This is a genomic window from Lacinutrix sp. (assembly GCF_037625555.1).
Taxonomy (GTDB): Bacteria; Bacteroidota; Bacteroidia; order Flavobacteriales; family Flavobacteriaceae; genus Lacinutrix.
This window is the reverse complement of the sequence record NZ_JASJHV010000044.1, coordinates 135,946-161,041: the sequence shown is the minus strand read 5'-3', so window position 1 is coordinate 161,041 and position 25,096 is coordinate 135,946. Positions and strand designations below refer to the sequence as shown.

The 25,096-nt window shown below is 30.7% G+C and carries 21 protein-coding genes and 2 pseudogenes; 14 read left to right on the top strand and 9 right to left on the bottom strand.

All coding sequences use genetic code 11. From position 1 onward, the window contains the following. Nucleotides 1-43: 43 nt before the first annotated feature. Both QNK89_RS03295 and QNK89_RS03290 read right to left on the bottom strand, forming a co-directional pair. Nucleotides 44-382, bottom strand: a complete 339-nt coding sequence (locus QNK89_RS03295; RefSeq protein ID WP_340169539.1) for a DUF4345 domain-containing protein — start codon at nucleotides 380-382, stop codon at nucleotides 44-46. A gap of 45 nt (nucleotides 383-427) precedes the next feature. Then, nucleotides 428-1,660, bottom strand: coding sequence for a M20/M25/M40 family metallo-hydrolase (locus QNK89_RS03290; protein WP_340169538.1), 1,233 nt, complete (start codon nucleotides 1,658-1,660; stop codon nucleotides 428-430). A gap of 59 nt (nucleotides 1,661-1,719) precedes the next feature. Between QNK89_RS03290 and QNK89_RS03285 the strand changes: the two genes are divergently transcribed. From QNK89_RS03285 to QNK89_RS03275, 3 genes are all read left to right on the top strand, one after another. Next, nucleotides 1,720-2,832 (top strand): hypothetical protein, encoded by a 1,113-nt coding sequence (locus QNK89_RS03285; protein ID WP_340169537.1) that lies wholly within the window; start codon nucleotides 1,720-1,722, stop codon nucleotides 2,830-2,832. Nucleotides 2,833-3,030: 198 nt separating this feature from the next. Next, the gene (locus QNK89_RS03280) at nucleotides 3,031-3,387 is read left to right on the top strand and encodes a hypothetical protein (protein WP_340169536.1); all 357 of its coding nucleotides are present in this window, start codon (nucleotides 3,031-3,033) and stop codon (nucleotides 3,385-3,387) included. 114 nt (nucleotides 3,388-3,501) lie between these two features. Beyond that, complete coding sequence (locus QNK89_RS03275) at nucleotides 3,502-3,768, top strand: hypothetical protein (RefSeq protein ID WP_340169535.1); 267 nt, start codon at nucleotides 3,502-3,504, stop codon at nucleotides 3,766-3,768. Nucleotides 3,769-3,796: 28 nt separating this feature from the next. Here the strand turns inward: QNK89_RS03275 and QNK89_RS03270 are convergent. Both QNK89_RS03270 and QNK89_RS03265 read right to left on the bottom strand, forming a co-directional pair. After that, a pseudogene (locus QNK89_RS03270) lies at nucleotides 3,797-4,486 on the bottom strand (outer membrane beta-barrel protein). A gap of 32 nt (nucleotides 4,487-4,518) precedes the next feature. After that, on the bottom strand, nucleotides 4,519-4,965 hold the full coding sequence (locus tag QNK89_RS03265; protein ID WP_340169534.1) for a carboxypeptidase-like regulatory domain-containing protein: 447 nt from the start codon (nucleotides 4,963-4,965) through the stop codon (nucleotides 4,519-4,521). Between the two features lie 159 nt (nucleotides 4,966-5,124). Between QNK89_RS03265 and lepA the strand changes: the two genes are divergently transcribed. Next, nucleotides 5,125-6,921: a translation elongation factor 4 gene (lepA, locus tag QNK89_RS03260; protein ID WP_340169533.1), complete on the top strand. Its 1,797-nt coding sequence runs from the start codon at nucleotides 5,125-5,127 to the stop codon at nucleotides 6,919-6,921. A gap of 524 nt (nucleotides 6,922-7,445) precedes the next feature. Further along, nucleotides 7,446-7,583, top strand: a complete 138-nt coding sequence (locus tag QNK89_RS03255; protein ID WP_340169532.1) for a hypothetical protein — start codon at nucleotides 7,446-7,448, stop codon at nucleotides 7,581-7,583. A gap of 26 nt (nucleotides 7,584-7,609) precedes the next feature. Here the strand turns inward: QNK89_RS03255 and QNK89_RS03250 are convergent, their stop codons facing one another. Continuing rightward, nucleotides 7,610-7,753: a hypothetical protein gene (locus tag QNK89_RS03250; RefSeq protein ID WP_340169531.1), complete on the bottom strand. Its 144-nt coding sequence runs from the start codon at nucleotides 7,751-7,753 to the stop codon at nucleotides 7,610-7,612. Between the two features lie 3 nt (nucleotides 7,754-7,756). After that, nucleotides 7,757-9,607: a sodium:proton antiporter gene (locus QNK89_RS03245; protein ID WP_340169530.1), complete on the bottom strand. Its 1,851-nt coding sequence runs from the start codon at nucleotides 9,605-9,607 to the stop codon at nucleotides 7,757-7,759. Between the two features lie 133 nt (nucleotides 9,608-9,740). Here QNK89_RS03245 and QNK89_RS03240 point away from each other — a divergent pair, with 133 nt between their 5' ends. The 8 genes from QNK89_RS03240 to QNK89_RS03205 all read left to right on the top strand — a co-directional run bounded on the left by QNK89_RS03240 (nucleotide 9,741) and on the right by QNK89_RS03205 (nucleotide 20,262). Next, nucleotides 9,741-10,589, top strand: a complete 849-nt coding sequence (locus QNK89_RS03240) for a universal stress protein (protein ID WP_340169529.1) — start codon at nucleotides 9,741-9,743, stop codon at nucleotides 10,587-10,589. Next, the gene (locus QNK89_RS03235) at nucleotides 10,586-12,772 is read left to right on the top strand and encodes a SulP family inorganic anion transporter (RefSeq protein WP_340169528.1); all 2,187 of its coding nucleotides are present in this window, start codon (nucleotides 10,586-10,588) and stop codon (nucleotides 12,770-12,772) included. Before QNK89_RS03240 ends, QNK89_RS03235 begins: the two co-directional genes overlap by 4 nt. A gap of 51 nt (nucleotides 12,773-12,823) precedes the next feature. After that, nucleotides 12,824-13,687: an MBL fold metallo-hydrolase gene (locus QNK89_RS03230; RefSeq protein ID WP_340169527.1), complete on the top strand. Its 864-nt coding sequence runs from the start codon at nucleotides 12,824-12,826 to the stop codon at nucleotides 13,685-13,687. A gap of 23 nt (nucleotides 13,688-13,710) precedes the next feature. After that, complete coding sequence (locus QNK89_RS03225) at nucleotides 13,711-15,324, top strand: S8 family peptidase (protein WP_340169526.1); 1,614 nt, start codon at nucleotides 13,711-13,713, stop codon at nucleotides 15,322-15,324. Between the two features lie 63 nt (nucleotides 15,325-15,387). Beyond that, on the top strand, nucleotides 15,388-17,232 hold the full coding sequence (locus tag QNK89_RS03220; RefSeq protein WP_340169525.1) for a M1 family metallopeptidase: 1,845 nt from the start codon (nucleotides 15,388-15,390) through the stop codon (nucleotides 17,230-17,232). Between the two features lie 128 nt (nucleotides 17,233-17,360). Continuing rightward, nucleotides 17,361-17,726: a ribonuclease P protein component gene (rnpA, locus tag QNK89_RS03215; RefSeq protein ID WP_340169524.1), complete on the top strand. Its 366-nt coding sequence runs from the start codon at nucleotides 17,361-17,363 to the stop codon at nucleotides 17,724-17,726. Between the two features lie 4 nt (nucleotides 17,727-17,730). Next, nucleotides 17,731-19,377 carry a S41 family peptidase gene (locus QNK89_RS03210; RefSeq protein ID WP_340169523.1) on the top strand — a complete coding sequence of 549 codons (1,647 nt, stop codon included), beginning with the start codon at nucleotides 17,731-17,733 and terminating at the stop codon, nucleotides 19,375-19,377. 24 nt (nucleotides 19,378-19,401) lie between these two features. After that, a complete protein-coding gene (locus tag QNK89_RS03205) occupies nucleotides 19,402-20,262 on the top strand; it encodes an OmpA family protein (protein WP_340169522.1) in 861 nt (286 codons plus the stop codon). On the opposite strand, the gene QNK89_RS03200 is transcribed toward QNK89_RS03205, so the two are convergent. The 3 genes and pseudogenes from QNK89_RS03200 to rpiB form a co-directional block, all read right to left on the bottom strand. Further along, nucleotides 20,259-20,705, bottom strand: a complete 447-nt coding sequence (locus tag QNK89_RS03200) for a GNAT family N-acetyltransferase (protein ID WP_340169521.1) — start codon at nucleotides 20,703-20,705, stop codon at nucleotides 20,259-20,261. The two genes, QNK89_RS03205 and QNK89_RS03200, sit on opposite strands and share 4 nt — an antisense overlap. Nucleotides 20,706-20,780: 75 nt before the next feature. Then, nucleotides 20,781-21,626, bottom strand: a pseudogene (locus QNK89_RS03195) (cation diffusion facilitator family transporter). Further along, on the bottom strand, nucleotides 21,627-22,055 hold the full coding sequence (gene rpiB / locus QNK89_RS03190) for a ribose 5-phosphate isomerase B (protein WP_340169520.1): 429 nt from the start codon (nucleotides 22,053-22,055) through the stop codon (nucleotides 21,627-21,629). Between the two features lie 796 nt (nucleotides 22,056-22,851). Between rpiB and rnr the strand changes: the two genes are divergently transcribed. Further along, on the top strand, nucleotides 22,852-25,050 hold the full coding sequence (rnr, locus tag QNK89_RS03185; RefSeq protein ID WP_340169519.1) for a ribonuclease R: 2,199 nt from the start codon (nucleotides 22,852-22,854) through the stop codon (nucleotides 25,048-25,050). Nucleotides 25,051-25,096 lie beyond the last annotated feature (46 nt).

Here is a 25,096-nt window from a genome sequence, read left to right as displayed (position 1 = left end):
TCTTTTTATTTAAGACCCATAAACCGTAAAAACCTAAAAATAATTATGCGACAGTTCCAAAAACGTATCCAAAAGTTGGTATGCCATCCAGAAGAATACTTACAATGCGTCCAAAACCCAAACCAAGCATAAAAACTATGTTTGTAATTATGGCTGTTTTTAAAAAGGTGTCTTTAAACAAGCCTAATATCCATAATATTGAAAACCCTAGATACAGTCCCATAACAGCTTTGTAAAAATTATGCTCATCTATTGTTTCCAAAAACCTGTCGAAACTTAATTCTGGTTTAAAACCGTAAATAAAAGCTGTAGGAACTACTATGGCTATAGAAATTATTAAATGACTTTTAGTAACAATGTCTTTTTTTGTCTTTAGTATCATTATTTATTTAAAGCTTTAAAAAATTATTAACCTTAAAACAATAATTTAAAACGTTACCTCAACATCAATTAACTCCTCTCCTCTTTTAACAGTAATATTTGTGCTTTCACCTTTCTTAAAAGTTGATAAAGCTTTCATATAACTCATCATATTTGAGATTTCATTCGCTCCAATTTTCATTACAACATCACCTTTTTGTATGCCCGCATTAGTTGCTGGTGTATCTTCTCTAGTGCCATCAATACGCATTCCCTTTCCATCATACAGATAGTCTGGAGTTACGCCTAATCCAACTTCAAATTTAGGTACAGAATCGCTTTCGTTTTTAGTAGCTCTAAAAGGTAGTTTTCCGTTATTATCAAGGTCTGTTATAATTTTAAAAATATAATTTGAAATGGTTTTCATGCCTTCATAATTTAACTTTTCTGTGTCATCTGTTGGTTTGTGGTAATCTTCATGTTGTCCTGTAAAAAAATGTAATACAGGTATATCTGCATGGTAAAAAGAAGTATGATCGCTTGGTCCAACTCCAGACTCTTTAGCTACAATTTTAAATTTCGAGTTATTAGAAGTAATTGTTTGCTTCAAAATTGGAGAAGTGCCAACACCGTAAACAGCTAAAGTGCTATCTGCTTTTAAACGACCAACCATGTCCATATTAACCATGTAATCTACTTTTTTTGTGTCGATAGTTGGATTTTTTACAAAATAATTAGAACCTAATAAGCCCATTTCTTCTCCAGAAAAAGCCATAAATAAATAGTTGTTATTTGTGTTTTTTGATTTTAAGCGTTCGGCTAAATTTAAAAGTACTGCAATACCACTCGCATTATCATCTGCACCATTATGTATTGCCTTTTCACCTCTATGTAAAGAGCCTTCTGCACCTAAACCTAAATGGTCGTAATGCGCTCCAATTATAATTGTGTTTTCTTCTTTATTGTCAATAAAACCAATAACATTGGTTCCAGTAATTGTGCTATCTCCATCTTTTACTGTATAGTTTACTTCTTGGTGTGGATCTGTTTTTGGACGAAAAGTAAACGTTTGAAAATAGCCATTGGTCCCTTTTTCTTGAACACCTATGTTTTTAAATCTTTCTGCAATATATTTAGCTGCTTTTTGCTCGCCATCGCTTCCGGTTTGTCGTCCTTCTAAAGCATCAGATGCTAAAAAGGTTACATCATCTTTAATAGAAACTGTTTTAATTGTTTCTGTAGTTTCTGTTTTACATGCTGTTAAAAACAATAAAATAAGTGATGTGATTATGTATTTCATGATAAGAGTATTAATTTTGCACAAAATTAGGCATTAAAAGCCATTTATTAAAGCTAAAAATGAAAACAACATTAATCTATTTAACACTTATCGCAATTATTTGTTTTTCATGTAAAACAAAAGTAAAAACTGAAGCAGAAAAAACTGAAGTAACTTCAGAAAAAGTGGCAACAGATAATCCTTTAATTTATCCAGAAGAAACGCACTTTAAAAATTTACGTCAAGTTACTTTTGGTGGTGATAATGCTGAGGCTTACTGGAGTTTTGATGATAAGCAAATAGTATTTCAATCTAATTACGAAAAATGGAATGTTGGTTGCGACCAAATGTTCTTAATGAATGCAGACGAGACATTTAATGGCACTGTTCCACCAATGGTAAGTACTGGAAAAGGCCGCACAACTTGCTCTTATTTCATGCCAGATAATAAACATATAATTTATGCCTCTACACATTTAGCAGATGAAAACTGCCCAGACACTCCTTTACGTAAAAACGGAAAGTACATTTGGCCTGTTTATGACACTTTCGATATTTTTGTTGCAGATTTAGAAGGTAATATTGTTAAACAATTAACTAACGAAAAAGGCTACGATGCAGAACCTACTGTATCTCCAAAAGGAGACAAAATTGTGTTTACTTCTACTAGAAGTGGTGATTTAGAACTCTACACTATGAATATTGATGGTAGTGATGTAAAGCAAATTACAGATGAGTTGGGCTACGATGGTGGTGCTTTTTTCTCTCCAGATGGTACTAAACTTATCTTTCGTTCTTCAAGACCAAAAACAGAAAAAAAAATTAAAGAGTATAAAGGTTTATTAGCAGAAGGCTTAGTTGAGCCAACAGATATGGAGCTTTATATTTGTAATGCAAATGGAAGTGATTTACGTCAATTAACAGACCTAGGAAACGCAAATTGGAGTCCGTTTTTTCATCCTTCTGGAAAGAAGGTGTTATTCTCTTCAAACTTTGAAGCAGAGCGTGGTTTTCCATTTAATTTATACCTAATAGATATTGATGGAAAAAACCTAGAACGTGTTACACACAGTGAAACTTTTGATGCTTTTCCTGTTTTTTCTAACGATGGAAAAAAACTAGCTTTTTCTTCAAACAGAAATAATGGAGGTGGTCGCGATACAAATTTATTTATTGCTGAATGGCAAGATTAAATTAATCTTATTTAAAACTGAAGTCAATAATTATGCTTTTTAGTACTCAATAAAACAGCACAAAAACACTATTACGATGAAATACTCATTCGCTTACATTTCTCTATTTGTTTTTTTTTCTTTTGTTGTAAAAAAACGACTTCTCAGAGCCAAGATTATAAAATTGAAAGCTATAAGATGTCTTGTGATGGTATAAAAATGAAGAATTATCCCGGAATTTTAGACAAGTCTACATTTACTTGTGGTGAAGAAATTACATTTCTTTTCAAAAACATGAAAGGTTTTGCTTTAAAAGATAGTTTAGCATTTCCTGACATGAACATTTTTGTAAATAATAAGAAAGGCGACACACTAATGTCGCAAAAAAACCTGTTTAAAGACACTTCTAAAGGTTACACTCTAAAAGACTTAAACTTACGAAGTATGCTTGCTTTTGCTACGCCTATGATGACGAATAACTCATACATAATGCATATTAATATTAGTGATAAAAATAGTGATGCCTATTACAACGTAAAAAAAGATTTTTCGTTAGTAGAAAGCACTTTTCTATAAACAAAAACAATAGGTTTAAGCTATAACGTACTTTATTTATACTCACTTACTAGAGATCTTGCTATTGTTGACGCTAAAATAAACGCAAACGAACAGGTTTATATACTATTAGAAGTGTTAACAGGTTATGCTATAAATGAAAATGAAAAAGTAGACTTAGAGGGCTCCATTAGTTTAACAGATTTCTTAAGACAAACTATAGCAAAAACAGATAATCTATTCTCTGAAGCTGTTAGTGCAAAAAAGCTAAAAGAGCAATTATTTGCTAGTATTGAAATTACAGAAGGTAAAGTTAATAATCCTGTTACTTGCCTTCTAAAAATAAAAGACAAAAAAAGCGGCTATACATTTGAAACCTCAATTGATTTAATTGTAGAATAGTGTTCTAACAAAAATAATTATTGTCTTTTTATTTCTCTAAACGATTGCGTTCATTAATATCTTTAGTTCGCGCATTTTTTTTTAATCCTGTATTACCAAACTTATAACTAAAGCCTAACTTAACATAACGGTTATCTAAATTGGTGAAATTGACCTTATTTTGGTTTCCAAACCTTGATCTTGCTAAAAAATCTTGTTTGTTAAATAGGTCTGCAAAAGCTAATGACAAGGTTCCTTTTTTTTTAAATACCAATTTACTAAAAGATAAATCTGAAACTAAACGAGAATCTGCAATTTGAAATGCTTGTTGGTTTTTACCTACATAAGTTAAGGTTAAACTTGCCTTTAGGCTCTTGTCTTTTAAAAATGAAAAATCATTACTAAGCACAGAATAATTACTCCATTGGTCTGTTTTAAGTAATTGATTATCTATAAACACCTCGTCTTGAATATTGTAAAAAGACGTTACAAAATATACAGATCAATCGTTATTAACATCAAAATAAGTAATAAAACCGAACCCTAGTTCTTTGGTTTTTACAATATTAGTTGGTGAATATATTAGAAAATTATTAACGTTGTCTTGCTTTGGTAATTCGTTTATTTGATTAGAAATATCTTTGTAATAAGCCTCTACTATGTAGCGTTTATTAAATTCTGTTCCTACCACAAAGTGGTTTGTAAAAGATGGTAATAGATTTAGATTACCAGTAGCTATGGTGTTATCGTTTAAAAAGAAATTAAACGGATTTAATAATTGATAACTTTAGCAACATTAAAAACGAGTCTCTCTACTTGTTTTTCTAATGTTGGTTTGGTTGTGTTTATAGTCACTTCTTCTAGTGTTTGGGTGTCTTCCACCAATACGATTTTAATGTATTCATCTTTTAAAAGTTGTATTGGATAAAATATCTTTTTAGATTTATAACCAATGTAGCTTGATGCAATAAAGTATCCATATTCTTTTAAATTGGTAAATTCAAAATTACCATTCTCATCTGTAACTGCACCTTTTCTATTCTTCACTGAAATTCCAGAGCTTCCCTCTAAAGTTGGAATAACAGACTCATGAAGTACTTCGTTTGCATAAGGAATAACATTGTTCTGCTCATCCATAACTGTCCCAGAAATAGTAAATTCCTGCGCAATTATTTCAGAAGAAAATAAAAATATAAATAGGTAAAAAAAGTATTTCATTTATGGGATTAATGATAAAGCAAGATAGCAACTTTTTTTAAGTTTTTATAACAAAAGAAAGTGTAATCATTATTGATTTTCAATTCCGAAGAAAATCTAAAAAATGGCCAATATTTGCATTATATTTGCATTCTCTTTCTTATAAAGAGCAGACAGATTATGAAGCACATTAGAAATTTTTGCATTATTGCACATATAGATCACGGAAAAAGTACACTTGCAGATCGTTTACTCGACGCAACAGGTTCTGTAACTGCACGTGAGCAACAAGCACAACTTTTAGATAGTATGGATTTAGAACGCGAACGTGGTATTACCATTAAATCGCACGCTATCCAAATGGAATATACTTACGAAGGACAAGAGTATGTTTTAAACTTAATTGATACTCCTGGTCACGTAGATTTTTCTTACGAAGTGTCTAGGTCTATTGCTGCTTGTGAAGGCGCTTTGTTAATTGTAGATGCTGCACAAAGTATACAAGCACAAACCATTTCTAATTTATATTTAGCACTTGAGAATGATTTAGAAATTATTCCCGTTTTAAATAAAATCGATTTACCAAGTGCAAACCCAGAAGAAGTTACAGACGATATTGTAGATCTTTTAGGTTGTGAGCCAGAAGAAGTTATTCATGCAAGTGGAAAAACTGGTTTTGGAGTTGAAAATATTTTAGAGGCTATTATTAAGCGTATTCCTGCTCCTAAAGGAGATCCAGATGCGCCTTTACAAGCTTTAATTTTCGATTCGGTTTACAATACTTTTAGAGGTATTGAAACGTATTTCAGAGTTTTTAATGGTGAAATAAAAAAAGGTCAGAAAATTAAATTTGTTGCTACAGACAACGAGTATTTTGCAGATGAAGTTGGTACATTAAAATTAACTCAAGTTGCAAAACAAAGTGTAAAAACTGGTGATGTTGGTTATTTAATTACCGGAATAAAAACAGCAAAGGAAGTAAAAGTAGGAGATACTATTACTGATTTTGCAAACCCAACAACAAATATTGTTGAAGGTTTTGAAGATGTAAAACCTATGGTATTCGCAGGTATTTATCCTGTTGACACAGAAGACTACGAAGAGCTTAGAAACTCTATGGAAAAGCTACAACTAAACGATGCTTCTCTTGTGTTTGCTCCAGAAAGTTCTGCGGCTTTAGGCTTTGGTTTCCGTTGTGGTTTTCTTGGAATGCTACACATGGAAATTATTCAAGAACGCTTAGAACGTGAGTTTGACATGACAGTAATTACAACTGTGCCTAACGTATCTTACTTCGCTTATACCAACAAAGAACCAGACGTTCCTTTTATTGTAAATAACCCAAGTGATTTACCAGAGCCAACAATGATTAATAGGGTTGAAGAACCATTTATTAAAGCAACTATAATTACAAAATCTGATTTTGTTGGTAACGTTATGAGCTTGTGTATTGAGAAGCGTGGTATGATTACTAATCAAACCTACCTAACTCCAGTTCGTGTGGAGTTAACTTTCGAAATGCCTTTAGCAGAAATTGTTTTCGATTTTTACGATAGATTAAAAACAGTTTCTAAAGGATATGCTTCTTTTGATTACCATCCTATTGGTATGAAAACATCGAAACTAGTGCGTTTAGATGTCTTACTAAATGCACAACCCGTAGATGCGCTTTCTGCTCTTATACACGCAGACAATGCGCACAATATTGGTAAAAAAATGACTGAAAAGTTGAAGGAGTTAATTCCTCGTCAACAATTCGATATTCCAATTCAAGCAGCAATTGGTGCAAAAATTATAGCTAGAGAAACTGTAAAAGCATTACGTAAAGATGTAACTGCAAAATGTTATGGTGGAGATATTTCGCGTAAACGTAAACTTCTTGAAAAGCAGAAAAAAGGAAAAAAACGTATGCGCCAAGTTGGTAATGTAGAAATACCTCAACAAGCGTTTATGGCTGTTTTAAAACTTAACGATTAATTGGGCGATTTAATTTAGTAACTTTTTAAATATAAAAAATGCTTTCTAATAAAGAAAGTGTTTTTCTTTTTAGGCCCATTATAACAAGTTATTTAAATAATAGATAAACTCCATAAAGTATTGTAAAATTTACTAATCCATAAATTACAAGCGCTAACCTAAAAACAAACTTAACTACGGTAAAGCTACAGAAGTTGTTTTTTCACTGCCTTTATTTATCTTATTTAATTTGGTGTCTTCTTTAAGTACAATATGGTTTTCATTATCTAAATCAACTTCAATATTTTCAGATGATTTTATTATTGTTTTTTTAAAAATTAGGTCTATTAAAAATGTTAGAGGAAAAGCAAAAAACTTAATGCGCTTTTGTAGTGCTTTCTTTAAAGAAGGTCTAATAACATAAATAGCAACTCCTCTAAAAACATCTGAAAATGTAGATTTTAGTGGTAAACTTTCTTCTCGTTAAGCCTGCATCTTAGTAAACGTGTTTAGAGGTTTCTAAGGTTCTTTTAAATACTTTATCAATGTCATTTTTAATTGTGCTAAAGAGCCTTACAATAGAAAACAATATTATAGATGGAATAGAAGTTAAAAAGGCTATAATCCAGTATAATACACTTAAAGTCGTGTTGTCTATAAAAAACAAGCAAAAAAAGCGTTAGCAACACCCAAAAAACTATAAGGTTTGTTAATAAGACTTTGCCAATATAAACAGGAAAAAAAGTGCATCTGCAATAGTTTCTGTAACCTCATCAACTTGATATTTAGAATAGTCTATGCGGTTGTTGGTTTTTGCTTTGTTATTAAGTATGTCTTGAAGCTTAGTACTCATTTATTAATCTTCTTCAATAACCACTTTTTCCACATCAAATGGTTTTCCTAGGTAAACTAATTTCCATTTTTCACCAATATCTTCAATCTCTTTACTGTAAGATGATATTATTTTTATTTCGTAAGCTTCATTTTTAATAAACAAAGGAATAATATCCTTATCGTTATCAGAGAGTTCAATTAAATTCTCATAATGCGCCTTGTCTTTAAGTTCAATTTCTTGAATGCTAGGAAACTTTTTTACAACATTACTAAGTGTAGAGTAATCATCTGTATGAGAAAACAAACCTTCTTTTGGGTTATTGTTACTATCTCGCATTTCATCTACACTAACCAACCTAAAAGAACCGTTTTCTCCAAATTGACTGCTAAACTTATTAATGGCATATTTATTAATATCATTGCTTCCGGTTAAAGCCATTAAATAACCAACATCATTTAACTCTATGTTGTCCATTAAAGTGTCTGAATAAATATTGGTGTTAATAGCCTCAAGCCCTAATTCTTTGGCTTTATCAATATTGGTTTGATTACTGTCTATTAAAACCACGTGTCTACCATTAGACTCTAAATAATGACCTATAAGTCTAGAAATTTTAGAAGCACCAACTATTAAAATACCATCTGATTTTGTTAAAAAAACACCAACTATTTTCGCAAAAAACCTCGCTGTTGTAGCGTTTAATAATACTGTTCCTAAAACAATCATAAACACCAAAGGGGTAATATATTCTGCACCTTCAACGCCTTGTTTTAAAAGCTTACTACCAAAAAGTGAAGCAATTCCTGCTGCCACAATACCTCGAGGTCCAACCCAGCTTATAAAAAGTTTTTCGTTAAGTTTTAGTTTAGATCCATGTGTGCTTAAAAACACTGCAAGTGGCCTAATTACAAATACAACAATGGAAAAAAGCAATGCTGTTTTCCAGGTGTACAATAACATTAAATCTTCAATATTAATGTTTGCTGCAAGCAATATAAATAGAATAGAAATTAATAATACGCTTAACGATTCTTTAAAATATAAGAGTTCTTTTAAGTTTTCTAACTTCCCGTTTCCTAAAACCATTCCCATAACAACTACTGCTAGTAATCCAGATTCGTGAGCAAAAATCTCTGATTCTACAAAAACAAGAAGCACTGTAGAAAGCGCTACAACATTTAATAAATAATGTGGTATTAATTTTTTATTAATAGCAAAGGCTAAAGCATGTGCGAATGTGAAGCCAAAAGTAGTACCAAAAAGTACAATTTTACCAAACTCTAACAATGCTGTTTTAGTAAAACCACTATCTCCACCTACACTAATAAACTCGAAAACCAATACAGCAACTAATGCTCCTATTGGATCTATTAAAATACCTTCCCATTTAAGAATCGTTGAAATATCTTTTTTAAGAGGAATGTTTCTTAAAATTGGTGTAATTACAGTAGGACCTGTAACTATTATTAAACCTGCAAATAAAAACGATAAATCCCAACTTAAATTAAAAATATAATGCGCTAAAACTCCAGCTCCAAAAAAAGTAACTGCAGACCCTAAGGTTATTAACTTGGTAATAACTGGACCTACATTTTTTATTTCGGAACGTTTTAAAGTTAATCCTCCTTCAAAAAGAATAATACTAATTGCAAGAGAAACAAAGTAATAAAGACTATCCCCTGGAAAGAGTCCTTTTTCTCCATTCCAAACAGGTTCTATCCATTTAGTGCCATCTTCACTTAAAAATTCGGCAGCAATAGGTCCTACTAAAAGACCTATTAGTATTAAGGGCAAAATAGCTGGAATTTTAAATTTCCAAGCCACCCATTGTGCAAGTATACCTAGTATAATTATTCCGGCTAATTCTAACATATTGTCTTTGTTGTTTTAAAATGATAAAGTTAAATATAAATAAATCAAAATTTACAAGCTATTAACAATTCTTAGAGACTTGCAACATAAGTTAAAAAAATACTATCTTCACTTTTTTCGAAATTAATTATCCGTGATTCCAAAACCATTCAAAACCATAGGTATAGGTATTGCCTTTTCTCCAAACTTAAAGGCAAACCTTTATGAGGCTTCGCGTTTGGCATTATTTTTTGATTGTAAATTAGTTATTATTCATGTTGGGAAAACTTCAAACGAAAAAACAGACACCTTAAAAAGTATTCTTAGCGCATTCGAAAAAGATAATTTAAATTATGATGTTCTCTTTAAACCTGGTGATCCAGTTGAGGTAATTTTAAGCGCTTCAGAAGAAAAAAAAATAGATTTATTAATTATTGGTGCTGCTAAAAGAGAAAAACTTTTTAAATATTACATTGGCTCTATTGCTAGAAAAATTACCAGAAAAGCAAATTGTTCTTTATTATTACTTATTAATCCTTCGATAGATAGGCTTCCTTGTCAACACATTGTAGTTAATGGTCTAGAACACCCTAAAACAGAACAAACTATAACAACCGCTTTTTATATTGGTTTAAAGCTGGAGGCTGAAAAACTAACCATTGTCGAAGAAATAAAACAAAACGAAATTCACGTTAATGTAGATGATGATAAATCTTTAAGAAAAGCACAAATTGTTAAGGAACGTTTACGAAACCGTGAACGCTCAAGAATAAATCATATTATTGAAGATATCCCAAAGGATTATACTCAAAATATAACTATAAAATCTCAACCTATTTTTGGGACTCAGGGCTATTCTATTGGGCATTATGCACAAATTGCAAGAGCCGATTTGTTAGTTATGAATGCGCCAACAAAGATGACTTTTTGGGATAGGTTGTTTCCTCACGATATTGAACATATTTTAACCGAATTACCAACAGATGTTTTAATTATTCAATGAGCAAAAAAAAGAATAACATAAAAACATTCTTGAAAGCATTACCAAAAAATATTTTTTATGGTTTTGTGGTAAGTCTTATTGCTTTACCCTTAGGTTTAGGCTTGTCAATGGCTAGTGAAGCTCCTCCAATTGCTGGAGTAATTGCTGCAGTAGTTGGTGGTGTATTAGTATCGATTCTAGGAGGAAGTAATGTTACAATTGCAGGACCAGGAAATGGATTGGTTGGTGTGCTTTTAGTTGCTATTGCAACATTAGGATTAGAAAGCGCTTATGCAGCAATAGTTTGCTCTGGCGTTATTTTATTAATTCTTGGTTTTTTACGCTTAGGAAAATTAGCTGATTTTTTCCCTTCCTCTGCCATTCAAGGTATGCTTGCTGCTATTGGACTTATTATCCTTGGTAAACAGTTTCATATTATGCTTGCGCATCGTATAAAAAAAGAAGAAACTATAGATTACCTTATAGAAATCCCTTACACTATTAATGATGCTGTTCACTATGATAATACGGGACTTATATATGCTGCAATAGCTGGTGTTTTAAGTTTTCTAATCATGATCTTTTATTCAAAAATTAGAAATAAATACTTACAATTAATTCCTGCTCCAATGTGGATTGTAATATTATCAATCGCATTTAGTTATTATTTTGAATTCGTTGCACACGAAAACAACCCAATCGCTCTTGAGTATATGGTTTCTGGAATACCTGAATTCTCAGAAATTATCGCACAACTTCCAACCGTAGATTTTAGTAAAATTGGCACAATCCCTTTCTGGACAAGTGTATTAGCCTTAACATTAATTGCTAGTATAGAATCACTACTAAGCATAAAAGCTGTAGATAAACTTGATCCAGAAAAACGCAGAAGCAATGTAAATAGAGACCTAAAAGCCCTAGGTTTAGCAACAGTTGGTAGTGGTTTTTTAGGAGGACTAAACGTAGTAACCGTTATTGCTAGAAGTTCTGTAAACGTAAATAATGGAGCTAGCAATAGGTCTTCAAACTTTTTTCATGCAGCATTTTTAGTTATTTTTATTGTGCTTTTTAGCTCTCAATTACAACGTATTCCATTACCAGCTTTAATGGCTATTTTAGTATATACGGGTTATAAATTAGCGTCTCCAGAAAACATTAGAAAGATTTTTAAAATTGGAAAAGAACAACTTATTATATTTTTTGTGACACTCTTTATTACCTTAAAAGTCGGCTTAATTTCTGGTATTGCTTCTGGTGTTTTTGTCACTTTTATAATTCATATAATAATTAATAAAAGCTTTGGTCTTTTTGGTAGAAACCTATTAAAACCAAATGTATTAATGTTTCAAGAAGATCGAAACTATTATATAAGCGTAAAGCATTTTTGTAGTTTTTTAAATTTCTATAAACTGAAATCAAAAATAGATGCAATACCAGAAAACGAAGATGTTATTGTAGATTTTTCACTTTGCAAGTTTGTAGATCATACGGTTATGGAAAACTTAAATAACTACCAAGAGTTGTTTACTAAAAGGGGGGGGCATTTTGAGGTTCTAGGTCTAGACTTACACGACACAGACTCTAAACATCCCTTTGCATTGCGTCGTTTATTACCAGTGCCAAACCTTATTAAAAACAGCTTAACAAGAAGACAAAAAACAATAGAAGATTTGGCTCAGGATTATCAATTAAATTATAGTTCTAAAAAAGTTAGAGAAACCAGCTTTTTAGATGATTTTCATTTTTTTAAAACAAAAAAAATTAATTACATATACAATCAATTAGCAAACAAAAATGAGGTACTTAATACCTTCGATATTGAGTTTACTGAAGGTGAATTTATTGCCAAAGAAGTTATACGTTCTACAATGCTCTATATTAAATTAGATAAAAGCATACCCAAATTTACTTTAGATCGAGAAGGCTTTTTAGAAAAAGTTTATGCTTTTGCTGGCTTTAAAGACATTCCTATTGAAAACCATACAGATTTCTCAAATAGATTTTATTTACTTGGTGAAGATACAAAGGCTATTCAGAAGTTTTTTACAGATGAAATCACTCATTTTTTCGAGAGTAATCCATACTATCATGTAGAGTCTAATGGTTATGATTTGCTTGTTTTTGGTCGCGAAAGACTAGCAAGTATAAAAGAGATTAAAGCACTTTACGATTTTGGTAAGCGCTTACAACAGGTTGTTTCTTAATAAAAACATGACAATTAGTAACAATTCCTTAGTTTTTTATAATTTGTAACTATGAATTTATACCCAATAAACGCAGGAAATTTTAAGCTAGATGGAGGTGCCATGTTTGGAGTGGTTCCAAAATCTCTATGGACAAGAACAAATCCTGCAGACGGCAATAACATGATAGACTGTGCTGCACGTTGTTTATTAATAGAAGACGAAAACCGTCTTATTTTAATAGATACTGGAATGGGTAATAAACAAAGTGAAAAGTTTTACAGTTATTATCACCTTTGGGGAGACAACACTATCGATAAATCATTAGCAAAATATAGTTTTCATAGAGACGATATTACAGATGTTTTTATGACGCATCTACACTTTGATCATTGTGGTGGATCTATACAATATAACAAAGACAGAACGCTTTTAGAACCAGCTTTTAAAAATGCATATTTTTGGAGTAACCAGAAGCATTGGGAATGGGCAACAAAACCCAATCCTCGTGAAGTGGCATCATTTTTAAAAGAAAATATTATACCAATACAAGATAGTGGTCATTTAAAATTTACACAAGTACCAAATAACCATATATTAAAAAATTCTAATTTGGGATTTGATATTTTTTTTGCTAATGGTCATACAGAAAAACAAATGATACCAATGATTAATTACAATGGTAAAACCATTTGCTTTATGGCAGACTTATTACCAACCGTTGGCCACCTTCCTATTCCTTTTGTAATGGGTTACGATACTAGACCCTTATTAACTTTAGACGAGAAAGAAAAATTCTTAAATTTAGCAGCAAATAATAATTATTACTTATTTTTGGAACACGATGCATATAATGAGATAATTACTGTGCAACATACCGAAAAAGGAGTAAGATTAAAAGACACTTTTTCAAGCAATGATATTTTTAACCTTTAATATAATAACTAAACATTTGTAACATGAAATTAATAAATAAAACACTTTTGTTTTCAGTATTTTCAGCAGCTATTTTATCAAGCTGTGGTGGTGGAGCTCCAATTTTAACTACACCTTTAGAAAACATAGATACATCACCTCTTAAAGAAGCAGGTCTTACAGATGCTCAAGCTTATAATTGGGGACATTTAGACCTTGCAAAGGACACTATTCCTGGAATGAGTGTAGATAAAGCTTACAGCGAAATTATTAAGGGTAAAAAAGGCCAAAAAATAATTGTTGCAGTAATAGATTCTGGAATTGATATTTCTCACGAAGATTTAGATGGTGTGCTTTGGACTAACAAAAAAGAAATTGCTGGCAACGGAATTGATGATGATAAAAATGGCTACGTAGATGATATTCATGGTTGGAACTTTTTAGGCGATGGACACGATGAGCAATTAGAATATATTCGTTTAATAGCCAGTGGAGATACAAGCGCTCCAAGATATGCAAAAGCGAAAGCAAAATACGATGCCGATTATAATGCTGCGCTTGCAGGAAAGCAACAGTATGATGGAATTTTTAATATGGTTGATGGCGCACACAAAAAATTAACTGCACACTTTAAAAAAGAAGATTATACAGCAAAAGAAGTCGCAGCAATAACTACTGAAGACGAAGAATTAAAAGGAGCTGTACAAGCTGCAACTAGCATGTTTTCTAGAGGAGCAAAGTCATTACCTGAAGTAATTGATCAAGTTAAAGGTGGTGTTGATTATTATGGAGATCAAGTGGCTTACAGCTTAAACAAAGATTTTAAAGGAAGAACAACAGGGGACAACCCTAATGATTGGAACGATAAACCAGGTTACGGAAATGGAAACGTAATGCCAGTAAAAAAATCTGAAAGCCATGGAACACACGTTGCAGGAATTATTGCTGCAGAGCGTAATAATGGTTTAGGAGCAAATGGTGTTGCAAATAACGTAGAAATTATGAGTATTCGTGCTGTACCAAACGGAGATGAGTACGATAAAGATGTTGCAAAAGCAATTAGATACGCTGTAGATAATGGTGCAAAAGTAATTAATGGAAGTTTTGGTAAAAGCTTTTCTCCACATCCAGAATGGGTTAGAGACGCAATTAAGTATGCAAGTGATAATGGTGTAATTTTTGTTCATGCAGCAGGAAACGATGGTAAAGATGTAGATACAGAGCCAAACTTCCCAGACGATAACGTAAATTATGTAGAAGTTGGTAATACTTATATTCGTGTTGGAGCTTTAGCACCTAAATACGGTACAAATATGGTTGCTGGTTTTTCTAACTATGGAAAACAAAACGTAGATGTTTTTGCTCCAGGTGCACAAATATACTCTACATTCCCAGAAAATGAATATAAATCTATTGGAGGAACATCTATGGCTTCACCTGCTGTAGCTGGTGTTGCTGCCTTAGTTTGGTCTCAATACCCAAAATTAACAGCTGCTCAAGTAAAGCAAGTTGTTATGGACTCTGGTTTAGCTATCAATACTAAAGTTGTTGTTGGTGGAAATGCAGATGATGTTAGGGATTTTAGTTCACTAACAAAATCTGGTAAAATGGTTAATGCATACAATGCGTTAATTATGGCATCTCAATTATCTAAATAACTAATAATCTAAAAAAAGCCTCAGTAATTAATACTGAGGCTTTTTTTATTTAAATAAATTAAAATGAATAAAGTTCTTCTTTTTAGCCTTACAGCTTCATTGTTTTTATTGGGTTGTGGCTCATCAAAAAGCGCTTCGACAACAACAACAACAACTCAAAGTAGTAATACATACTCTAATATTTCTAGTTCTGCATATTGGCAACAACATGTGGATTATAAAATGGAAATTGATATAGATGTTAATAACTACCAATATCAAGGAAAGCAGACCTTAATCTATACCAATAACTCTCCAGATGTATTAAACAAGGTGTTTTATCACTTATTCTTTAATGCGTTTCAACCAGGAAGCCAAATGGATGCAAGATTGCAGTCTATAGAAGATCCAGATGGTAGAATGATGACCAGCTCTGGTGGCGAAAAAGTTAGTAAAATAAGCACTTTAAAGCCTAACGAAATAGGGTATATTAACGTAACATCTCTTAAACAAAATAGAAGTTTTGTAAAGCATGAAACAGTTGGAACTGTTTTAGAGGTTACCCTAAACAAAGCAATACAACCAGGTGAGAGTGTAGCTTTCGATATGGTTTTTAATGCTCAAGTTCCTTTACAAATTCGTCGTTCTGGTAGAAATAATGCAGAAGGTGTAGCATTATCTATGACGCAGTGGTATCCAAAATTATCTGAATATGATTTTGAGGGTTGGCACGCCTACCCATATATTGCTAGAGAATTTCATGGTGTTTGGGGAGATTTTGATTTAAAATTAACTATAGATAAAAATTATGTTGTAGGAGGTACTGGATATCTTCAACCTAATCCAGTAATAAACGGAAATAAAAAGACGCTTCATTTTAAAGCTCCTAATGTACATGATTTTACTTGGGCTGCAGACCCAGATTATATTCACGATAGTATGCAAGTACCTAATGGTCCAATGCTTCACTTTTATTATAAAAACAACTTACCTGCAGAAAATCTTAAACACTGGAAAGACCTACAGCCTAAAACAGTTGAAATGATGCAATATTTTAGCGAAAATGTTGGTAAATATCCTTACGATCAATACTCTGTTATTCAAGGTGGTGATGGTGGAATGGAATATGCAATGTGTACTCTAATTACTGGTAAACGTAATTTTGGAAGCTTAATAGGAGTTACTGCTCACGAATTAGCACATACATGGTTTCAGTTTTTATTAGCAACAAATGAAGCAAAACACGAATGGATGGACGAAGGTTTCACTAGTTATATTAGCGATCATGCTATGGATGAGATTAACAATAAGAACAGTGATAATCCTGCAGCAGGAGCTTACAGAGGTTATAATTATTTAGCCACAACAGCAGGTTTAGAAAGACCGCAAACTACTCATGCAGATAGATATACTACAAATACTGCCTATAGCATTTCGGCCTATAACAAAGGTTCTGTATTCTTATCTCAATTAGGTTATGTAATTGGTGAAGACAATTTAAAGAAAACACTAAAACAATATTTTACAGACTGGGCTTTTAAACACCCAACACCAAACAACTTTATTCGTGTAGCAGAAAAAGTTTCTGGCTTAGAACTAGAATGGTATTTAACAGACTGGACCATGACTACAAACACAATAGACTATGGCGTAAAAAGTATTGAAGGAAAGACAGTTGTCTTAATGCGTATAGGCGAAATGCCAATGCCAATAGACCTTGAGGTTGTTTATACCGATGGTTCTACAGAAAGTTTGTATATTCCTCTACAAATGATGCGTGGAGAAAAACCAACTACTGCAACTATTATTAAAGATTGGGCTTGGGCTTACCCAACCTATTCTTTTGATGCTAAAAAAGCTGTTAAAAGTGTAGAAATTGATGCTAAAAACTTAATGGCTGATATTGATAAAGCAAATAATAAAAAATAAGACATTATAAGTTTAAGCTTAAAACCTCATCCAAGGATGAGGTTTTTTGTTTTCCAAATATTATATTTATAAGTGATGTTGTATATTAGCTTTAATAATATATTAAAGCCCTAGTAATAGTTTGTATAATGAAACTCACCTACAACAAACACGAAAAACTAAAGAGCCAAAAAACCATCGAGCAATTATTTATTGAAGGAAAATCGGTTTCGGCATATCCTTTGCGGTTAGTATATTTAAAACATGACGACTCTTTAAAGGTTGGTGTATCTGTAAGTAAACGAAATTTTAAACTTGCTGTAGATAGAATTCGTATAAAACGCTTACTAAGAGAAGCCTACAGATTAAATAAATCTTTGTTAATTAATAATGAAGTTAACGATTACGTGTTAATGATTTTATATCTTAGTAAAGATATGCCTGATTTTGAAATAGTAAATACCAAAACAATAAAGCTACTATCTAAATTTACAGACTCAATTTCTAATAGCTAGAACAATGAAAAAATTACTAAAACAAAAAGTGTTAGTCCCTATTTTAGCACTAATAATACTAATTACTGGTTCTGCCTTTAAGACTTTTAATAACGATTTTTTTGAAATTGCTAAACAGATTGAAATATTTACAACCCTTTTTAAAGAGTTGAATATGAATTATGTAGACGAAACTAATCCTGGTGATTTAATGGATAATGCTATTAAAAACATGTTAAATGAACTTGATCCGTATACAAAGTTTTATAATGAACAAGACGTTGAAGCAGAAAGAATTAAAAGAACTGGAGATTATACAGGTGTTGGAGCTCAAGTAAGAATTTTAAAAGAAAAACTATTAATTATAGAGCCATACAAAGGTTATCCAGCAGATAGAGCTGGATTAAAAGCAGGAGACGAAATTATAGAAATTAATGGCCAAATTGTAGCTAATTATAAAGATGATGCTGGAAACCTACTTAAAGGAGCACCTAACTCATCTGCAGAAATAACCTACGTTAGACAAGGTAAGACAGCAAAAACAACTGTAAAACGTAGTGAAATTGAAATAGATGCTGTACCTCATTTCTCTATGATTGACGGTACAACTGGTTATATTGTACTTACAAAATTTAACGAAAAAACATCACAACAAACGGGTTATGCATTAAAAGACCTAAAAGCTAAAGGTGCTAAAGGTATTATTTTAGATTTACGTGGAAATCCAGGAGGGCTGCTAACCGAAGCGGTTAATGTAGTAAACTTATTTGTACCAAAGGGCCAACTAGTGGTTACAACAAAATCTAAAGTTAAAAAATACAATAGAACATTTTACACCAAAAGAGATCCAGTAGATACAAAGGTTCCACTTATTGTACTAATTAATGGTAGTAGTGCCTCTGCAAGCGAAATTGTATCTGGTAGTATACAGGACTTAGATAGAGGTGTTGTTGTTGGTTCAAGAAGCTTTGGTAAAGGCTTAGTACAGCGTCCAAAAGAACTAACATATGGTACACAGTTAAAAGTTACAATTTCACGTTATTATACACCATCTGGAAGATGTATTCAAGCTTTAGACTATTGGAATAAAGACGAAAAAGGAAACGCTGTAAGAATTAAGCAAAAAGACTATAATGTCTTTAAAACTAAAAACGGAAGGAAAGTGTTTGATGGTGGTGGTGTTTTTCCGGACGAGGAATTAGAATATTCAAAAAATTCTGCAATTACAAAAGCAATTTTAAGTAATCAAGGTGTTTTTGATTTTGCAACAAAGTATTATTACAATAACATAAACATTACCAATATTAATGATTGGAAATTAAAGGATTCAGACTTTAAAGAATTTAAAGAATTCCTTAAATCAACAGATTTTTCTTTTGAAACCAAGACAGAAAAATCTCTAAATAAAGCTTTAGAAATTGCTAAAACAGAGAATTTAGACGATGATATTCAGCGTGATTATAATGCGCTAATTCAAAATTTAAATAATTCAAAATTAAAAGCTTTAGACGATAATAAATCTCAACTCATGAATTTATTAAGCGACGAAATTATTAAACGTTATGTATATAGAGAAGGTTTATACAAGTATTACAAGCTTCATAATAATGAAATTAAAAAAGCAACCGAAATACTAGCAAACCCAACAAAATACAAACGTTACTTAAACTAGCATATTATTATACTATCTATTAGAATGAAATATTTGATTACACTTTTTTTCTTTATCTCATTATTAGGAAATTCTCAACAAGAATTTTCTCATGATGTCTATTTTGATACAGATGAATATGTTGTGCCTTTAACAGAAGAAAATAGGTTATTGTTATTTATCTCTTCTCTAGATACTATTCCTGTAGAAAAAGTAGCTATTTACGGTTTTACAGATGATAGAGGTACAAACGAATATAATTTAGAGCTTTCACAAAACCGAGCAAATACTATTAAAGATATGTTTTCTGGTTATGGCATTGATCTATATTTAATTACAAATGTTAATGGAAAAGGAGAAATACTTTTAAAGGTTTTAAATGAAGAGGAAGTACATAAAATACGTGGTTTAAATAGAAAAGTTGAAGTTATAGTTACCAAAAAGTCTCCAAAAAAACAAGTTGAAGAAGAAGTAAGTGTTGTAGATGAGGACGTTAAAAAAGAAAAAACAACAGACGATATAAAAAAAGGTACAATTAAAAAAGGTGATAAAATTCGTTTAGATAAAATATACTTTAAAACAAGCTATAGCTATATAACATCAGATTCTAAAAAAACTCTCGAAGAACTTGCTAAAATTATGGTTGAAAATAAAAATATTTATTTTACCATTCAAGGTCATGTGTGTTGTACACAAAACAGTAGAGATGCTGTAGATAAAAAAACGAAGAAACGAAATTTATCTGTTGCAAGAGCTCGATTTATTTATGATTATTTAGCAAAAAAAGGCGTAGATAAAAAACGAATGAAATACGTTGGTATGCGAAGAAAATTTCCGCTTGGTGGAGCTCCAAAATTAGATAGAAGAGTAGAAATTCTTGTTACCTATGTTGGTAAGGTTAATTAATTTTTATATATCATGCCAATATGCGGAATACCATCTTCTAAGTACTCCTCTCCTACTTCAGTAAATTTAAGTTTATTATAAAAACGTTTAAGATAACATTGTGCAGAGATTTTTATTTCTGAAACATTATAATGGTTTTTTACAGCTTCAATTGAAGCTTCCATAATATTATAACCGTATTTATATTCTCTTTCATTTTCAGCAACTACTACTCTACCAATACTAGATTCTTTAAAATAATCTCCTGGTTTAAAAATACGTGTGTAAGCAACTATATTATTATTTTTATAACCTATTACATGTAGCGCTTTTTGATCTTTTCCATCAATATCTTGGTAAACACAATCCTGTTCTACAACAAAAACTTCACTTCTTAATTGTAATAAATTATACAACTCTGTAGTTGTTAATTCTTGAAATGTTTTGGTTTTAATTTCTAACATGTATTTAATATTATAATCTTTTAAAAAAATAAATTTGTCTTGAATAATTATGTCTTTAACATCATCCTTTCTAAACTATGGTTGAATATTTACATGGTTTATTTCAAATTTACGAAATAGTAATTCTTTAATTTTAGATAAAATACTATCAAATTCTGTGAGTTTAATATTTTTTTCAAAATCTACATGTGCTTCAAAATGAATTTCATCGTTATTTAATTGCTAAACATGAATATGATGTACGTTTTTAATATCATCTACAGGTATAGTTTCTGGAGTAAATAACCTTAATACTTTAGTAGACTCTTTTAAAAGACTAAAACCGATCCATACTAGATAAATTGCAATTATGAAAGTAAACACACTGTCTACCCAAAAAATAGAATAAAATTTTATTAATAATCCTCCAAATAAAACAGCTACACTTGCTATTATATCTGTTAATAAATGTAAATATACACTTCGTATATTCATATTAGATTTACTGTCTTTTTTTAATAATAATACACTAAAACCATTTCCTAAAATAGCTATAAAAGATAACCAAATAATAAAATTACTTTCTATTTCTTGAGGGTTTTGAAAACGCTTTATAGCTTCTATAATCAATAAAATAACAACTATTAGTAATGTAGCTGCATTTATAAAAGCTACTAAAATTTCGGCACGTTTATAAGCCAAGATTTTATATAAAGAGGCTTTACGTTTAGATAGTTTATCTGTTATATAACTAATAACAAGCGATACAACATCGCTAAAATTATGTAAAGCATCGCTTAACAAAGCAAAACTTCCAGATAGTATTCCACCTATTATTTGTGCAACTGAAATTATTATATTTAAAAAAATAAAAATTAATAAGTTTCTACCTTTTAAATTGTTGTGATTGTGTGCGTGATTATTATTGTGTTGCTGTCCCAATTAACATGGTATTTTAGCAACTCGGTTTTGGTGTCTACCACCTTCAAATTCAGTTTCTAAAAACGTATCTACTATAGCTATTGCTTGTTGTACAGCTGTATAACGTGCAGGAATACAAATAATATTTGCATTATTATGTTGGCGTGTTAAAGCTGTAATTTCTTTTGTCCAACAAATACCAGCTCTTATATCTTGATGTTTATTAGCAGTCATAGCAACACCATTTGCGCTTCCGCATATTAATATTCCAAAAGTTGCTTTTTTATTCTCTACATCTTTAGCAACTGGATGAACAAAATCTGGATAGTCTACACTATCACTAGCATCTGTTCCATGATTTATTAAAGTTATTCCTTTTGCTTCTAAATGTGTAATAATAGTAAATTTATAATCTGTTCCTGCGTGATCGTTTCCTATTGATATTGTCATCTAATTAAGGTTTAAAATAGTTTCAGTAAAAAAGAAATCTATTTGCTTTATAAAACGTAAAGTTAATAATTGATTGTAACTATTAATAAGTAATACTTAGGAACTTATTCAAAATTTATATGTTTGAAAATTCAACTTAAAAAGAGTGTTTAAAACTATTGTTAATAACTATAGTTTTTAATAGTAACTACTTGTTAATATCTAATCACTGTTTTTAAAAACTTTTATTAGGTTTATCCAGTTAATTTTCTAAACTAAAATATAAACTAAACCACCAAAAAAGTTAGTTGTTTTCTTTTATTTATTTATCATTAAAAAAAAAACCCATACCAACATAAAAAAATAAAATACTTATTAAAAAAAGTTGGTTAATTAAGGTTATAAACAGTTGTTAATAGTAAACCTAATTAGTATTAAAATCAGTACTTTAATATGTTTATAAACTGTTAATAGAAAGATATAAGTAACATATAAAAATAAAATACTATAAAGTTATACCGCTATTAACAAGCAATCATAATCATCAATTTTTTTTTAAATTTTAAAGAAAGAATAATAATATATATTATAAATGTTAATAAAAGTTTACTTCTACTTTTAAAATTTATAAACCCTTTTATATTAAGTTAACTTTAAATAAATAATAATTTAATTTAAAAAAACGTAGCTTTGCATAAACATAATAGCAAAACATCTTCTTCTAATTGCTATTTATTATCAATTATTTAATAATACAATTGATATAAAAATCAAAAATTCCAATAACTTTAGGAATTCAATTACATTAAAACATTACATGAGTAAAAAGAAACACAGGAAACCAAGTCATAACAAGATTTCCAATCTAACAAATACAATTCTAAGTATTTTAAAAAAAGATAGAAACAAAGCATTCAATTATAAACAAATTGGAGCAATATTAAGCGTTAACGATGCGAGTAGTCGTAACCAGATTATAAAAAAATTACAACAACTTAAAGCGAAAGAAGAAATTAAAGAAATCGATCGTGGTAAGTTTCAAATAAATAGTAATACAGTGTACTATACAGGAATTTTCGATGCTGCGCAACGTGGCAACGGTTATGTTATTTGCGATGATTTTGAAGACTATATTTATATTGGTTCAAATAATGTAAACAAAGCTTTAAATGGAGATGAAGTAGAATTATATGTTTACAAACGTAGAAAAAGCGGTAAACAAGAAGGTGAAATTACTAGAATAATTAAGAGAGCTAAAACCGAATATGTTGGTATTATACAAGTACACATAAAAAAGAATTTTGCTTTTGTAGTGGTAGATGGTAATAAAATGAAAACCAACATTTTTGTACCTATCAATAAAACCATGAATGCTGAAGATGGTGACAAAGTATTAGTTACTATGGAAGAATGGCTAGAAAAATCGGATTCTCCTAACGGAAAGGTTATAAAAGTACTAGGAAAAGCTGGTGAACACAATACAGAAATCCACGCAATTCTAGCAGATTACGGTTTGCCTTACGAATTTCCAAAAGAAGTTGAAGATTATGTAAACAATATAGATTTAAACATAAAACCAGAAGAAATTAAGAAGCGTCGCGATATGCGAAAGGATTTAACTTTTACTATAGATCCAAAAGATGCTAAAGATTTTGATGATGCTTTATCGTTTACCGTTCTAGAAAATGGTAATTATGAAATAGGAATTCATATTGCAGACGTGTCGCATTATTTACAAAAAGGTACCGTTTTAGACGATGAAGCCTACAAGCGTGCAACTTCAGTATATTTAGTAGATAGAGTGGTACCTATGTTGCCAGAAATTTTAAGTAATAGTGCTTGTTCTTTACGTCCACACGAAGAAAAATATACATTTTCTGCAGTTTTGGAATTAAATAACAAAGCTCAAATAATAAACGAATGGTTTGGAAGAACGGTAACGTATTCTGATGCACGTTTTGCTTACGAAGAAGCACAAGCTATTATAGGAAATAAAAATAATACAATTCCTGCTGAAGTTTCACTTACAGGAAAAGAATATATAACAGATCAAGCTATTGCAGATGCTGTTTTAAAAATGGATGAATTAGCGAAAATCATGCGTGGAAAACGCATGCAATCTGGAGCTATTTCTTTCGATAAAATTGAAGTAAAATTCGATTTAGATCAAGAATCAAATCCTGTAGGTGTATTTTTTAAAACCAGTAAAGATGCTAATAAACTTATTGAAGAATTTATGTTATTAGCAAACCGAAAAGTTTCAGAATTTATTGGAAAACAAAAACCAGAAAAAACGTTTGTTTATAGAGTACACGACGAGCCAAATGAAGATAAATTAATAACTTTACAAGGCGTTGTTTCTAAATTTGGGTATAAGCTTAACTTTAATAGTAAAAACGGTATAGCATCCTCTTTAAATAAGTTATTAAGTGATGTACAAGGTAAAAAAGAACAAAACCTAGTAGATACTTTAGCAATACGTACCATGTCTAAAGCAGAGTATACTACCAAAAATATTGGCCATTACGGTTTAGCTTTCGATTATTACAGTCATTTTACATCTCCTATTCGTCGTTATCCAGATGTTATGGTACATCGCTTATTACAACGGTATTTAGATGGCGAAAAAACAGCTAATGCAGACGTATACCAAGAGCGTTGTAAACATTCTAGTAATATGGAATATCTTGCTACAAAAGCCGAAAGAGATTCTATTAAATACATGCAAATTAGATTTATGCAAGATCACCAAGATGAAGAATTTTTAGGTGTCATCTCTGGAGTTACAGATTGGGGAATTTACATAGAGCTTGTTGCTAATAAATGTGAAGGTATGGTAAGAACTCGGGATATTAAAGGTGATTATTATGAGTTCGATCAAGAACAATATGCATTAATTGGTAAAAAAACAAAAACCATGTATCAACTAGGTGATGAAGTAATTGTAAAAGTTAAAAATGCAGATTTAGTAAAACGTCACTTAGATTTTGAACTTATAGGAAAACCTGAAGCATAATTTAATTTATAATAAAAATGTAACTTTATTATTATATAATTGTAAC

Bases quoted from the DNA above. Each gene is read 5' to 3' on its own strand.
- QNK89_RS03295 (WP_340169539.1), bottom strand. From the start codon at position 382: ATGATACTAAAGACAAAAAAAGACATTGTTACTAAAAGTCATTTAATA.
- QNK89_RS03265 (WP_340169534.1), bottom strand. From the start codon at position 4,965: ATGAAATACTTTTTTTACCTATTTATATTTTTATTTTCTTCTGAAATA.
- QNK89_RS03205 (WP_340169522.1), top strand. From the start codon at position 19,402: ATGAAATATTTGATTACACTTTTTTTCTTTATCTCATTATTAGGAAAT.
- QNK89_RS03290 (WP_340169538.1), bottom strand. From the start codon at position 1,660: ATGAAATACATAATCACATCACTTATTTTATTGTTTTTAACAGCATGT.
- QNK89_RS03250 (WP_340169531.1), bottom strand. From the start codon at position 7,753: ATGAGTACTAAGCTTCAAGACATACTTAATAACAAAGCAAAAACCAAC.
- QNK89_RS03285 (WP_340169537.1), top strand. From the start codon at position 1,720: ATGAAAACAACATTAATCTATTTAACACTTATCGCAATTATTTGTTTT.
- QNK89_RS03255 (WP_340169532.1), top strand. From the start codon at position 7,446: ATGTCATTTTTAATTGTGCTAAAGAGCCTTACAATAGAAAACAATATT.
- QNK89_RS03210 (WP_340169523.1), top strand. From the start codon at position 17,731: ATGAAAAAATTACTAAAACAAAAAGTGTTAGTCCCTATTTTAGCACTA.
- QNK89_RS03200 (WP_340169521.1), bottom strand. From the start codon at position 20,705: ATGTTAGAAATTAAAACCAAAACATTTCAAGAATTAACAACTACAGAG.
- lepA (WP_340169533.1), top strand. From the start codon at position 5,125: ATGAAGCACATTAGAAATTTTTGCATTATTGCACATATAGATCACGGA.
- rnpA (WP_340169524.1), top strand. From the start codon at position 17,361: ATGAAACTCACCTACAACAAACACGAAAAACTAAAGAGCCAAAAAACC.
- QNK89_RS03230 (WP_340169527.1), top strand. From the start codon at position 12,824: ATGAATTTATACCCAATAAACGCAGGAAATTTTAAGCTAGATGGAGGT.
- rpiB (WP_340169520.1), bottom strand. From the start codon at position 22,055: ATGACAATATCAATAGGAAACGATCACGCAGGAACAGATTATAAATTT.
- rnr (WP_340169519.1), top strand. From the start codon at position 22,852: ATGAGTAAAAAGAAACACAGGAAACCAAGTCATAACAAGATTTCCAAT.
- QNK89_RS03225 (WP_340169526.1), top strand. From the start codon at position 13,711: ATGAAATTAATAAATAAAACACTTTTGTTTTCAGTATTTTCAGCAGCT.
- QNK89_RS03220 (WP_340169525.1), top strand. From the start codon at position 15,388: ATGAATAAAGTTCTTCTTTTTAGCCTTACAGCTTCATTGTTTTTATTG.
- QNK89_RS03280 (WP_340169536.1), top strand. From the start codon at position 3,031: ATGAAGAATTATCCCGGAATTTTAGACAAGTCTACATTTACTTGTGGT.
- QNK89_RS03235 (WP_340169528.1), top strand. From the start codon at position 10,586: ATGAGCAAAAAAAAGAATAACATAAAAACATTCTTGAAAGCATTACCA.
- QNK89_RS03245 (WP_340169530.1), bottom strand. From the start codon at position 9,607: ATGTTAGAATTAGCCGGAATAATTATACTAGGTATACTTGCACAATGG.